The organism is Mucilaginibacter sp. PAMB04168 (assembly GCF_039634365.2).
Taxonomy (GTDB): Bacteria; Bacteroidota; Bacteroidia; order Sphingobacteriales; family Sphingobacteriaceae; genus Mucilaginibacter.
Window position 1 is genome coordinate 755,671 of the sequence record NZ_CP155079.2, and the last position, 14,392, is coordinate 770,062.

Genomic DNA, 14,392 nt, shown 5'->3' on the forward strand with positions numbered 1-14,392 from the left:
AAAACCGGCCCTTTATAATTTGAAGTAATCAGATAAAACAGGTGGCGCAGCCTTCTTCCTCCGCATCATCCAGGAGGTCGAGCAGATAAGGCGAACTTTTCTTTACAGAACCGCTCCGTTTGAGGTATTCCAGCTTGATCAGCCTGACCCTTTCCGGACGCGAAAGTTCTGCCAGCGATTCACCGTCCGTCCAGGTATGTCCGCCTTCCAGCTCATAAGCAGCTGCCTGCTGGAAAAGGTGCGGGTGCTGCTCCAGGAGCCAGACCCATTCGATCTTCTGCTGATAAAAGCAAAAGAAGCAACCCGAACGGCTGCGGGAATAACTGCCTTTAAGACCATCGATCTCGAATTCAATCGCCTTATAATATTTAGGGACGCCAACATTGCTTTCCTCCAGTATCCGGAAGACATCATCACGGACCAGATTATCCGTATTGGCCAGCAGCGGGAAGTTAGGTTCCGTGGCCAGCGGGTACTCCGTCGTATTGAGAAATGCTTTGACCAAGTGGTTGAAGTCAACCACATCGAGCGCGAGCAGGCGATTCATCTTGGCCGTGCCACTAAATTCAGTGCTCACAGGCTGTGCAAGAATGGCCGCGAAACGCTCCGAGATATCCTTCTTAGCGAAACCGCTATACGTTTCGATCAGGAATTTATGATTACCAGGCGCAAATACTTTACGGATGACATCCTCGCTCCAGATATTCTGACGGAACGGGAAGATCGACTGGATGTTGGGCTTATGGGAGATATAGCCTTCCCGGTCCTCATCGCCACGTATACCCACATACGAGATCACCGGATCGTCCCCAATGAATTTTTCGAAAAGATCCAGTTTCAGTGATTTGGTACACCAGCGGTTCAGCGGTGAGGGCAGAAAGCCGCCCAGCGTTTTTAATTTATGGTCAAAGGGCGCTTCCATGCTATTGGCAAAAGCCTTCAGCTTGGTGATCTTTTTGCCCAGGTAGATCTCCAGGTTATCAATGAGCTGATAGGTTTCGTCCAGTTCTTTACCGGTATCGCAGGTGTAATACTCGATGTCAAAGTCCGGGTACAAGTGATGCATATAGATCGCCAGTGCGGCGCTATCCTTCCCACCGGATATCCCTAAGACGTGACGTACCTTGCTCATTCCTTTTCGATCAGTTCTTTTAACAATTGGGTCAATGCTGCAATATTAACGGTTCTGTCGCTAGACATTGTTTTCTTCAGGTCATCTTCTAAACGGGTCACCAATTCTTCTGACTTTTTGGGGATGCGCAGTACCTTGCGCGTTAACCCGTCCGCAAAAGAACTGATGTCCAGCTGTACGATCCTTTCACCGTCCTCGTGGTGGCCGGCCTGAGATAAATTGGTCAGGCTGTCCAGTTCGAGTACCGCGAATTTGCATTTATCATAGAAAATGTATTCAGATTCATCGTTGAATTTCTCTAGCGTGATTCCCATAACGCCTTGCACCAAAGAGTTGAGCCAGGCCGCACGGTCGTCGAGTTCAGAATTGATGCGCTGCACAATGATGCGTTGCTTATGTAGCAGCAGGTGTTTACGGATGCCGTCAAAACGCTCCTGTAAAGTCGTTTTGATCTCCGGGAACACCATGTTTTTGCCGATCACATCACCTGCTAGGAAGAGTTCCACCCGGTTCACCAGCTCATTATAGCAATTGCGCAGTTCCCGGATGGCGTCCTGCAACGTATTCACATATTCCTGCAGTTTTCCGGGATCCTGCTGTAAAGTTTGCATACTGTAACCCAGTGCATTCGGGAAAGCATCAAAAAAAGTTTGCTCGGGGTCTTTCGCTTTGATGATCGCATCGCGCAGACGTATTGTTTCCGGCTCGAGTCGCTGCGTATTCTTGGCATATTCCGGTAAGCCCTTGTAAAAAGTAAGGAACGGCCGGATCGTTTCCACAAAGTCTTTATTTGTCAGGTGCGATTTGACCGACTGCTGCAGCATCGAGCGGTAGTTATTGAACAGGTCAAGCCGCACGCCACCGATATCAAAGGCCTTGATCTCGTGCTCAGCAGGATATTTAATGAGCAATTCCAGCACCTCATCGGTCATATTGGGGACGTAGACGCCCTTATAGAATAGAGCCAGGTCATTGCGCTTGATGAACAAGAAACTCGCGATCCAAAAATCGATCAGCCCCTGTTTTAATTTGAACGGGCGCAAGGCCAGCAGATCCGCCAGTTCTTTGACCGTGCGTTTTGCCGTTTTGGTGCTATCCAGAAAGGCCATGCAGAAATTCCAGAGGTGGTGGAAGTCGTTACGCTCATCGACGGTGATCTCCAGGTCATGAGCGGTATTCATCAGATCAATGCCGTTATTTTCGAGCAATGTCAGATAAATTGTCTTTTCCGGCGGATACTTATCAGCGGGAAAGCCCATGCCTGGTTTGTCCCAGTCATTGGCCAGCGCCTTGATATAGTTACGCCGTGCGGCATGGATCGAAGGGGAAATCTTATGCTTGTTAACGAGTTCGTTCTTGAATACTGGTGCCTGATCATAAACTTCGTTAACAATCATGGACAGTGTTTCATTCAAAGCCCGCTGACTGTGAATGTTGATTGCACCGCCGCGGTAGATCCAAACGATCTCCCGGTGGTTGGTGTAAAAACTGTGCTGGATCTTATGAGTGAGCAGGTTTTGCTGGTGCTGAATGATATTGTTCAGTTCATGCACCGCCACCTGGTCATCCATATTCTCCTCGATCACCTTCTTGGTCTTCTCCACCTCGAAAAGCAGATCCTTGATGTGTTTGGAGTTCCGGTAAAATCCGTAAAGCACCGCTTCTTGCTGGCCCCTTGAAAAATTCAGGATCTCGGCTTCGGTCAGATTCTCATTGAATACCAGGTTGATATAACCATCAATCTCACCCTTGGGCGTCTTTTTCTGCGGCTGGGTCGAGATCAGGTATTCAAAAAGCCGCGGCGTACCCCGGAAATACGTGGCTGATTTTGCTACGACCGGCGGAAACTGATAATACTTATTGATCAGCCCCGTCACATCAACGACCTGGTCTACGCGGTCAGCGGCCTCGAACAGTGCCAATTGGATGTCGAGGTCGGTACCTTCAAAAAGGATATACCGGCGGCTGTAATTCCGGTAGAGCACGATCTTATGTTGCTCTAACGCAGAAAGTGAAGCTTCTGCGTCCGGCATTCCGAGGCAATTGGTCGCATAGTCGATCAGAAATGCCCGGTCGATCACGGCACCGGCCGCCGAGAATATATTCAGCAGGCCGATCGTCTGGATCAGCAGCGCCGTTCCCAACTCATGCCCGGTGATGCGGCGCTCAGCCGCCTCCATAGCTGTTTGGATTGCGCGCCAGGCCGGCAGGTCCCGGTTTGCCGGTGAATTGATAAAGCTGTAAAAATTATAAGCCAGGTATTGGTACACATGCCCGATATGATAATAGCGGTCCGCGCTATTATCAAAGGCTTTGATACCGGTCTGGTCAGTGGATTCCAGGAAAGAAAACAGAGAGCGCTCATTTTGCCCATAACGTTGCAAAGCCAGTGTCAGGACATTGGCGGCAAAGAGGTCGAGCGGGTATAACTTGGCGGCGATGTCGCCGATATACTGGGGATCAGAATTGAAAGCACGTGAACGCGCTAACCTTTCAATATCCGCTTCGAAGTCCACCTGGGTGTGCAGCTTACGCTGGTCGACTAAATGGGCCGCAGCAAGCAATAACAGCTGCTCAACCGGCTCGTTAAATGTCAGTTCGCGGAACCGGCCTTTGATCTTGGTCCATTCCTGCTTTTGGGTATTCGAAAGCGAAAATCCATAAGCATCGATATTCTGATGTACGGTAGACAATAATACGATCTGGCGTTCAGGATCATTGATGAACTCCAGCAATTGCTGAATAAAGTATAATTCTTCTTCCGGCTGGTTTTTGGCGGCATATTCCAGGAATTTACCGAACTCATCCACACAGATCAGCAACAAGGGCTGCTCGCCTTTTATGTCGTGATATTGGTTATACAACTCCGAAAAAAGCGCTTTGTCGGTCGCGCCGTCCAGGTCAAAATATTCCTGCAGCGCGGTCCGCAATGAAGTATAGCTGCCCACCAGATTGATCACCCGAACATTGTCCTTTTTACCGTAGTTAACGGCAAAATGATTTATCGTTCTCAGCAGACTTTGCTGAAAGGCCCATAAGAACGAGCTCTTGCCCGTACCGTATGAACCGATCAGCATGAACGAACGCAGCCCTGTCTTCAGATCATTGATGATCTGGAAAGCGGAGCGCCTGGCGTTATCGGTTGCAATATAATTGACCTTACGCTGCGCATCACGGACTATATTGACGGAAGGGTTGTAATTAGCTCGCATAGTAATGGTTTAGGATATCGAATGGTTGTAAAGGCCGCCGGAATTGCAATTCGCGGACACCAGCATGATCGCTATAAACCAAGTCCGGATTGGCTTTAACCAGGCGCTCGATCTTGCTGGTAATGCCCGATCTGTTAAGGGCGAATACCGTTCCCGCCTGCCCGGCATCCTGCTCAATGTTCACCAGGTTGACCGATTGGCCACCCCGAAGCTGGTCGGCGATCGTATACAGCAGGATCGCGTCAGGTATCTCGTTGCGCTCCGTACTTTCAACGGCGAAGATATCTTCACCGCGTTTACCCCTCGGCTTGATCAGGTCCAGTTCAGTAAATATCCCGGAAAAACTGTCTTCGATTTCTTTTTGCTGGGCCTCGGTGCGCAAGTACATTTTGAGCATCACCCCAAAATCATCCGCCACCGTTTTATCATTCACGAGTACTGCGGCAGCTTCTGCCCGGCGCTTCACAAAGGCAACGAAATTGGAGCGACTGAACTCTACCTTTTCCTTCCGCAGTTCATTGAACACCAAATGGTAGGAGGAGGCCGAAGCCTTTTTGATCAGATGATAATGTAACAGCCACAGACTAGCCTGGTCCTCGAGATAAGGATCCCAGCCGTTATCGGCGAAAAGATGATGTGCAAAAAGGGTCAGCTCATCGGCCTGATCGATCAGGTCAAAAGCCTTCATCCAGTAACGGATAGCACCGACCATGTTCTTACCCACACCGAGGTGTACCACCGCGTCTTCCTCCTGGAAAGTCCGTCCTGCCAAACGGTGGTCATAGCCCTTCTTCAGCCATTGCTGGCGGCACTGAAATGAATCATGACCCGAGAAGCTTAGCCTTAACGTATTCCCTAACATAGGTTGAATTTAAGCATTTTAACATAACTGCAAACATAAAAAATATTAACATTATGGTGCTAAGATCATTAGCGAGAATATAATAGACGAGGTATTTCTATATCATAAACTTTTCCTTACGAGTTTTCTAGCCATAATTTAAGGAAATAAGAAGTTTATTTATGGCCTTGATTCTTTCTGGATAAGTGTAAAACGAACTGTTAGACATTTAAAGATGCCAAAACCTATAAAGGTAATTTTGCCTTATTGCGCAAGCCACTCGGTGTGGAATTAACCTTAAAAAATAAAGGATTTCATCTGATTTCAATAATTTTGGTTGTCAAAGGCACTCAGACTCCATGTCATGGGACCCATCGCTTTTTATAAATCTGTACAAGTTTTTGAAATGTATTTTCTAATCAGAGAAACGCTCACTTTCGAAAATAGACCTGTAGAGGGAGACACGGTACTGAGTTACAGACATCTTCTGTTTTACGGCTTTGTAGCCCTGGCTGTTAGCGATACCCGTTAAAGCTGTGCGTGCAGGCGAATAAATTGCCCGCACCAGTATTTTTTTATCGGTGCCAGGAATAATGACTATTGCCTCTCGCTTTTTTCGGATTTCTGTAGTGATTGGCAAACCTAAAATTTGGCTATAGAATATTTTAAAAGCATTGTTTTTACCAAATCCGCTGGTACAAATCACCTCCAGGATCTCAGATGTCGCTAAGGTTTTTAAAAGTGATTTCCGGTTATCTTCGATGATCTCCAGATCTTTGTCAAGCGCAGTGGGACTAAGTCGTTTGCAGGATATGATTGTGTCACTTATCGCAAGTTCACGATTTCCCAGAAATCTCGTAATGTGGTCAAGATTCGCAGGGTCGGTCAGTTCACCAGGAAATGCCTCGCTGAAAATCTTCCATATACTGATTTCATTGCCGTAGAAAAACGGCACTTTAAATTCTTCATGGAAGTGAGGGTGGATAGTGCCAAGTATCAGTATTTTACTATTGGGTGGTACCGGATATTTGTCTAAATATTGATGTGTTGTGATAAGCATAATAATACGATGGGTGATTTCAATTATATCGTTAAATTTAGCAACAAATTAATATTTTCTAAACCTGAACAGATTCATTATGGCTGTAAAATGGCATATCGTTTATCACAATTTAGCTGTTGCCTTATCAAAATTCTATGATCGTAATCGGGAAAAACCATCTGCGGATTTTTTCTCATTATGCCTTTCTGATAAAAATTTCATGTCAGTCAATTCGTGGTTGCCACGACTTGCCGAAGATCTAAATGAAACCGGCATGGATCCAATCCAGATTTTTGCCAATATCAGTGACCCACACTCGAAGATTGCTCTGAGGACGAGAATGCTGCAATCATTCGGCAAATTGCTAGATATCGAAATCCCTTCTGAAATAGACTTTGCCGGTTGTCCCACAATGTTTAATATTAAGGTTTCGGCGCGCAGGCCAATGGATGTACAGGACCAGATATGGGAGTTATTGTTTCAGATCATCAAAGAGAAACAACAAGCCTTGACACCTGGGCTATTTGGTGCCTTAAAAGGCTGGTATGGTATAAGTATTACCTCATTGACTGTATTCTTCTTTTGGATCGATGCACAGTTTTTTCTTCCTACAGATCAGCATACCATCAGGTATCTCAAGGGAATGGGACTTGTTAAAGGCCGTCCTAAAAGCTACGCAGATTACATGGAGATTCTGAATAATAATAATATTAAGGATTATCCCGGTATAGCTGAACGTGCGTTAATCAGTTCACTACTGAAGTCAGAGGAAAAAAGCGAAACACTTGCTCCTGAAGTTACAGAATCCCAAGATTTGCCACCGGCTACTCCAATTGAAATAGAATCAACTCCTGTGCCGTCAATATGGGACGGCGGTGATCAAATACAGGGATGCCGGTTGTTGGCGATAAGACCCTATAAGGATACAGATGAGGATTGGCGTCGGGTGTTAACCAAACGCGGCGAGATCTATTCGTTTTACAAGGCATTTTCCTTTCGTAAAAGCTATCTGAAATACCATGAGAACAATGACAGCGAGATACTTTATGATCCTTTTAAAGACGTTCCGCTTTATCAGGATGGAAAACTACAGGTTCATATTTCAGCTGTGGTCGGCGAAAACGGGTCAGGAAAAAGTACACTAATAGAGCTTATTCTGCTGGCGATTAACAATTTTACTACCGTCTACTCGTCGATCAAAAACGATCTAATAAGGGTAGAAAAATTATACGTTGATATCTTCTTTATCACTGATACATTATACAAGCTATCCATACAGGGAGATGGCTATTTCCTGAAGCGTTATGAGCGATCAGGAAATAAGTTTTCTATTATCAAGGATGATACTTTGCTGGAGTTTGATTTTGATCAGTTTTTTTACAGCATCGTCACTAATTACGCTTTATACGCTCTGAACAGCAATCAGGTCGGCGATTGGGTCAAGAAACTTTTTCACAAAAACGATCAGTATCAGGTTCCCATAAACATCAGTCCGTTCCGGGATAAGGGAAATGTTAATATCAATAAAGAGAACGATCTCGTGATTACCAGGTTAGTTGCCAATCTTCTGCTTCCTGTTACCAAAAAGAAGCGTAATGCGGATACGATCAGAAAACTTACCGCAAATAAATCGGCAGAAAAACTTAAACTGAAGCTCGATAAAGCAAAACTGAGCAACCTGTATGAATATCCCGAAAAAAACTTTATCAAGTTTAATCAAGCAGCCGGTTATTGGAAAACGATACTGTCGCTGATAAAAAAAGAATTTAATATAAAGCCTGATTTGCCGGACGCCCCGCTGATAAATGCGGAAGACTATATAGAGGCTGCATGGATGTATCTCCTAAAAAAGATCATCAGTATCTGTCTGACTTATCGTGATTTTAATATTTTCTTCGATGCGGAAGCGAACACCTTTAATGTTGAACTTTTAGACAGTCTGGTTTTCGAACTTAAAAAACAAAAAAGCCACGTAACCCACAAGTTTTATCAGGTAATCCATTTTATGAATGATGATCACATGCAACTGATTAAAAATCAGACTGACCTTGACAAAGAAGTTGAATATGATATTGATGAACTGGCTAACACGATAGAAAAAAAAGTATTAAACGCGAAAGACAACGCAATCAAAACAATTCATTTTGCTCCGCCGGCATTTTTAAAAACGAGCATTTGGCTGACCGGCAATGTGAATCTCAAAGACCTCAGTTCCGGGGAAAAACAGCGAATTTATTCCGTTAGCTCAGTTGTCTACCATCTGGTTAACATAGATTCAAATGCCGACCAGGATGACCTGGTGCGCTATCCCTGCGTAAATGTCATTTTTGAAGAAGTTGAATTATACTTTCATCCGGAAATGCAAAGAAATTTTATTAACTACTTTCTTAATTACGTTAATCGGATTGAGTATGATATTATCAGTTCAATCAATGTAATATTCGTAACACACTCACCATTTATTCTATCTGACATTCCTGCTGATAATATCATTTTTCTCGGAGATACCGAGCCGGGTATCAAAACCTTTGCTTCTAATATCCACACGATGCTGGCGGAAAGTTTTTTTCTGAAAGACGGGTTCATGGGTGAATATGCAAAGGATAAAGTTAATGACCTGATCAATTATCTTATCGATCAAAAGTATACGGGCGACTGGAATGTAAATAATTCGGCGACGGTCATAAATGCCATCGGCGAAAAATTACTTAAATCCCGTCTCTTAGATATATACCGAAAAAAGTTTGAAACCCGCAAGAGCCGGGAAGAGAGAATAATGGCATTGTATAATCAAATTCACGCAATCGAAAATGAGGAGGATTAAGACTGATAAGACCTTCGACGATAAGGTCAAAGCCTTCAATAAACAACTTTTTAAAAATCTCCGGAAATTGCCGCTGGCTAATTTAGAGGGGCTCAGGACAGAAGATGATCTGCAGGAAAAGTATCACATGCCAGCGCAAATTGTAGTTGATTATATAACACATATTGAATCTGAATATAAACGGATTCTTGCTGCAAATGAGAAAGAAATGAAGACTCTTATCGGGGAATTCGATGATATTCTCGCGGGCACGGTAATCTCAACTCCATTTCACGAAGCAGTGACCGCCGCAATGCGTTATGACGCGATCAGGGCTAAGGAATATCCGGAATTCATCAGAAAACACAATGTCAAAACTTGCTGCTACTGTCATTCGCAATCAACCATCGTTTTTAATAAACTGGCAGATGGCAGTATCAAAGCCCTTTTTGAATTAGATCATAAATACCCAAAATCACAATATCCATTTCTGGCCACATCGTTTTACAACCTTTACCCGATTTGCGGCAACTGTAACTCTTCCAAGAGTGATAAACCGTCAGATTTTGAATTATATACAGAAACGGACAATCTGGATATTTTGTCATTCGGCATTGAGGATATAAGTATAGCTAAATATTGGCAACATAACGATCCCGCTGAACTGAAGGTTACGGTAACACCACTACCTGGCCAGGAAGCGCTCTGCGAAACCTACCTTCCGATGTTTCTGATCAAAGAAGTTTACAACATGCAGCTCGATATCGCGGAAGAACTTGTCGTAAAAACGAAAATCTATAATGACGAGTATAAAGACGTGCTAGCAAAGAATTTCAAAAGTGTCTTTTCAGATACCTCGATGATCAATCGCCTGATCATCGGGAATTATGATAAACCGGAAGAAATGATGATGCGGCCCACCGCTAAGTTCGTCCAGGAAATTGCCCGGGACATAGGTTTGATACCTAAACTGCCGAAAAAATGATCCATGTTTATTACTGGCAAAATAAAAAGCAGTAATAAGTTTGTATAACCAATTTTTAAATTCCCAAAAACATGAGTAACCTGGCATTAAGGCAGATGGCGGAATTGCGGATACTATATCCAGAATACGGCAATCTCGATTATAAAGAACTATTGAAAGGCATCAGCAAGGAGACATTAATAAAGTTCGCCACCATGTTGATTGGTAAAAACATCTTTTATAAGGAGCCGCCGGAAAATAATGCAATTATTGATGAATGGTTCAGTGACGGCAACCGTTTGTTCGGCGATGATATGCTTGCACGTATCAAAGCTTACGAGGCGAAAACTGGTAGCCAGCTGTCGATCGTTTACAATATTTCGTTACTGAAAGTATTGCAAGCCGGCCTGGAACTGAATGAGGCGAAGGATCAACCGCTAAAATCGGATGCACAGGCCGAAATCGACCTGATGATGGCGTTATTAGTACTCAACCAGAATGAAGATTGCAACCATACCAAGGATTCGGAAAAGCTTAAAGAAATGTTCGACGAAGAGCTGCATCTTTCTGCACTGATGCTGAACTATGGTTTTGCAACCCAAGATATCACGAACTTCGATCTTAAAGTTTATACGATAAATCAGATCATCAAATTCTTACTACTGTTCCTGTTTCTTGAGACGAACGAGATAGGAAAACAGCTGATCGAAAGGTTTTGCAAATACTATGGGTTCACTAAATGGCAGGAGTATATTCTTGCTGTATTTCCTATCGTTTTGCCATGGGTAGAACAACAAAAAGCAGGTGCCGTAGATATCGTTCTTGAAAAAAATGACAGGTATGACGATAACCTGCAATTCCTGACCAAATTTGCATTGAGCGATTATGCAGAGATCGACGACAAGGATTATATCAAATTGAGAGAAAAGCCTCTTATTCAGCTTGATGAAACTACTTTTCGTGCCATCCATCCGATTTTCGTAGCGGACAAGATTTATAAAGGGCAATTTTTCCTGCTGAAAAAACTGAATGATGAAGCCCCGCCGCTGTCCGGAAACTTCAGGCAATGGTTTACGACTAATTTTTCAGAAGGATATTGCTTTGCCGAACTTATTCGATATGCTTTTCCAGGTGCTGACGCGGTTTTCTTTGATCATGAATTACAGGACAAAGGAGTTGTCGGGCCGCCAGATGGCTACATCCGCTTTGGTAACGATCTTTGTCTTCTGGAAAATAAGGATATCCTTATTGGAGCAGCGATAAAAGAATCGTATGACCTCGAAGCTCTGTTGAAAGAGCTTAAAAAGAAATTGCTGCTCGAAGGTACAAGGCCAGTCGGTATAGGACAATTGGTTACCAATATCAGAAAATTGCTGGATGGCACCAATAACTTTGACGAAGGGTTTTCAGACACGGACACCAATATTTATCCGCTGATCGTGTTGCATGATCCGATGTTCGATACGCCCGGCTTGAACAAGATATTAAATGATCTTATGCAAAAGGAGCTGACAAAGCTAAAAGATGATGGATTGAATACAGACAGAGTAAAACCGCTTACGCTTGTGAATATTGACACATTAATTCAGGTAGCTCCAAGCCTCGCAGATGGCCGAGTAAACCTGAAGGAGTTACTGGATCATTTTGCGCTTAATATGACGAGCAAGCCGGATCCGGCAAAACATACCGCAGAACAAGCCGAACAGATTTACGGCAATTCAACGCTACCATTCAGTGTCGTAGCTTATAATTACATGCAGGGACGGTTTAGCGGAACTTGGCACTCGGAAGCATTAATGGCTAAATTACTGGCGAAGGCCGCAATTTAGATTATTAATCCTACAATCCGCCATGACAGGATTGGCAACGTTTTTTCGTTACCTATTTGCAAGACTATTAAAACGCGCTCACAAACCTGTCAATTATGGCAGCGAACTTACAACAGATTATATATAGGGCTAATATTAGCCAAGATAATTGGTGCATATTCGTATAAAAATTGAAAATTCGTGGAGCTTTTACTTTTGTTAAGCGGGCGTTAAATGATCAAGATTTGTAATTTATATAAAAAGCCAAGCTAATAAATCGACTAACGGATTTAAGTAAACTCTACGGCAACAAAAGGTCTGAGTCAAGTCTACAGTAGAGTTCTGAAAAGCGCAGAAGTTAAGTTTGAGTGCGAAGACGGAGCGAATTATGCCTCAAGACGGGTACCTTAATGTAAAAAATAGAATTTACTTAGTTTCATCCCTTAATAAGTACTGCCAATAAAGCATAACTGAACATTATCAATTGCTTAATCAAACGCAGAGAGTTCTGTTGCTCTTTTATTGATATGCCTAGTAAAAAGATTGTAAATGCATCATTGAACTCTAACTTCGATGTGTTAATTTATCATGCGTTAGACCCCATGAAATGCATGCTAAAACGCTAAATATAGTGGCCAAAACCAGCTATAAAACCAACTTCCATTGAAATTTATATACTATAAGCTTCTGGTACTTATTTAATTGCTTAAATTATTTCGGAAAAGTTATTGACTTGTAATGTTTGCCTAACGTTTTAGAAAGCTTTGCTGACAAAGCGGAGGGATAATGTTAAAGAATAGAAAATCACTAACACCTGAGGAAGTTGTCGAAATTCTTAGAAGGAATGGTGAATTGTTGACTATACAAGAAGCAAAGTCAATCTTGGAATTCCTAAAGAACTTAGCTAAATTAGCATTAGAGCAATATTTTGAAAGATGAAAGCGGCTTATTTATACATCAGGGTTAGTACAGATGAACAAGCAGATAAAGGATATTCACAACGCTGGCAAGAGGAAACTTTAAGACGATACTGTACAATTAATAACATTCAAATCCTGGAAGTTGTAATGGAAGACCATTCTGCCAAAAACTTCATCCGACCGGCTTGGAAACAACTTTTAACTGAGTTGAAAAAGAAAAAAGGAAGAGTCAACCTTATCCTCTTTACTAAATGGGATCGGTTCAGTAGGAATACCGGCGATGCGTATGGTATGATCAATACCTTAGCCAAATTAGGCACAGAAGCGCAGGCAATCGAACAACCGTTGGATCTGAGTATTCCAGAAAATAAGATGATGCTTGCCTTTTATCTTGCCGCTCCGGAGGTTGAAAATGACAGAAGGGCGTTGAATACGTTTGTTGGTATGCGACGTGCCAGAAAGGAAGGCCGTTTTATGGGTGTGGCCCCTTTAGGCTTTGTAAATAAGATCACAGAATCTGGGAAAAAATATATCGATATTAAAGAACCCGAAGCTGGCATTATGCGGTGGGTATTTGAACAGTTAGCCGAAGGGCAATATGCTGCTGACCATGTCAGAAAGCAAGCTAACAAGAAGGGACTAAAATGTGGCAGCGCACATTTTTGGAATATCATTCGCAATCCGGTTTACTGCGGTCGCATAGAGGTTGCTCCCTATAAGGATGAAGAGCGTTATTTTGCGCAAGGTCAACACGAGGGTATAATTTCAGAAGACCTGTTTTATAGGGTACAGGACGTGCTCAATGGAAGAACAAAGGGCACTTGCGGTCCCAAAATGGTTTCGGTTGATAAGTTGCCGTTAAGGGGCTTGATAATTTGTCCTGAATGTGGCAGGATGCTTACTGGTAGTTCATCAAAAGGGTATAGCACCTATTATACTTATTACCATTGTCAATCTCGTTGCAAAACAAGATACCGCGCAGAAGATGCTAATGATAAATTTGAGCAGGTCCTGAGAAAGTTAGAAATAAAACCGGGTAGAGCTGAGATCTTTGAAAATGAGCTTTTGGTACTATATAATGCCCAATACAGAAATGGCAATGGAGCACGAAAACATGTCCTAGAACAAATCAGTGCCATCAATGTGCGTCTTGGTAACGCTAAAAAGAAATATTACAACGAGGAAACGGATGTAACGGAGTACCGTAAATACAAGGCTGAATGCGAAGCAGAAATAGAAAAGCTCGAAGCAAGACTCATGGAACTGGCTAATGGTGCCCAAAAGATAGATTCACTGTTGAAAAAAGCCATTGGCAACCTGCAAAAGCTGATTCTTTATTGGAACGACTTTGATTCGATGGGAAAAAGGCGGTTGGTTAATTCGGTTTTCCCTGGAAAATTAAATTTTGACGGAAGCACTTATCGAACTGCTCGGCTTAACGAAGTGATAGAGCTCATCTACCTAAATACCAAGGATTTACAAGCGAAAAAAAAGCAGGAAAATGAGGTGTTTTCTCATCTTCCTGCTTCAGTAGCGGGGAGCAGGATCGAACTGCCGACCTTAGGGTTATGAATCCTACGCTCTAACCATCTGAGCTACCCCGCCGTATAAGTTGTATCCACTTTCCGGTCAGGCCTAAAAGGACTTCCTAAAAAGGTTTGCAAATATAG

The 14,392-nt window shown here is 43.1% G+C and carries 8 protein-coding genes and 1 tRNA gene; 4 read left to right on the plus strand and 5 right to left on the minus strand.

Features of this window, described 5'->3' with window-relative positions; translation table 11 throughout:
* Positions 1 to 28: 28 nt before the first annotated feature.
* From ABDD94_RS03230 to ABDD94_RS03245, 4 genes are all read right to left on the minus strand, one after another.
* Positions 29 to 1,132: a phosphoadenosine phosphosulfate reductase family protein gene (locus ABDD94_RS03230; RefSeq protein ID WP_345954665.1), complete on the minus strand. Its 1,104-nt coding sequence runs from the start codon at positions 1,130 to 1,132 to the stop codon at positions 29 to 31.
* Positions 1,129 to 4,344: a hypothetical protein gene (locus ABDD94_RS03235; RefSeq protein ID WP_345954666.1), complete on the minus strand. Its 3,216-nt coding sequence runs from the start codon at positions 4,342 to 4,344 to the stop codon at positions 1,129 to 1,131. Before ABDD94_RS03235 ends, ABDD94_RS03230 begins: the two co-directional genes overlap by 4 nt.
* Complete coding sequence (locus ABDD94_RS03240; RefSeq protein WP_345954667.1) at positions 4,334 to 5,206, minus strand: DUF4007 family protein; 873 nt, start codon at positions 5,204 to 5,206, stop codon at positions 4,334 to 4,336. The genes ABDD94_RS03235 and ABDD94_RS03240 overlap by 11 nt, the downstream gene beginning before the upstream one ends.
* Before the next feature lie 394 nt (positions 5,207 to 5,600).
* A complete protein-coding gene (locus ABDD94_RS03245; protein WP_345954668.1) occupies positions 5,601 to 6,245 on the minus strand; it encodes a hypothetical protein in 645 nt (214 codons plus the stop codon).
* Between the two features lie 79 nt (positions 6,246 to 6,324).
* Here ABDD94_RS03245 and ABDD94_RS03250 point away from each other — a divergent pair, with 79 nt between their 5' ends.
* From ABDD94_RS03250 to ABDD94_RS03265, 4 genes are all read left to right on the plus strand, one after another.
* Positions 6,325 to 9,051 carry an AAA family ATPase gene (locus ABDD94_RS03250; RefSeq protein ID WP_345954669.1) on the plus strand — a complete coding sequence of 909 codons (2,727 nt, stop codon included), beginning with the start codon at positions 6,325 to 6,327 and terminating at the stop codon, positions 9,049 to 9,051.
* The gene (locus ABDD94_RS03255) at positions 9,038 to 10,015 is read left to right on the plus strand and encodes a hypothetical protein (protein WP_345954670.1); all 978 of its coding nucleotides are present in this window, start codon (positions 9,038 to 9,040) and stop codon (positions 10,013 to 10,015) included. Before ABDD94_RS03250 ends, ABDD94_RS03255 begins: the two co-directional genes overlap by 14 nt.
* 71 nt (positions 10,016 to 10,086) lie before the next feature.
* Entirely contained in the window at positions 10,087 to 11,823 is a 1,737-nt protein-coding gene (locus tag ABDD94_RS03260) for a hypothetical protein (RefSeq protein ID WP_345954671.1), read from the plus strand.
* 914 nt (positions 11,824 to 12,737) lie between these two features.
* On the plus strand, positions 12,738 to 14,294 hold the full coding sequence (locus ABDD94_RS03265) for a recombinase family protein (protein ID WP_345955976.1): 1,557 nt from the start codon (positions 12,738 to 12,740) through the stop codon (positions 14,292 to 14,294).
* Here the strand turns inward: ABDD94_RS03265 and ABDD94_RS03270 are convergent.
* A tRNA-Met gene (locus ABDD94_RS03270) sits at positions 14,254 to 14,327 on the minus strand. The genes ABDD94_RS03265 and ABDD94_RS03270 overlap by 41 nt on opposite strands.
* Positions 14,328 to 14,392: the final 65 nt, after the last annotated feature.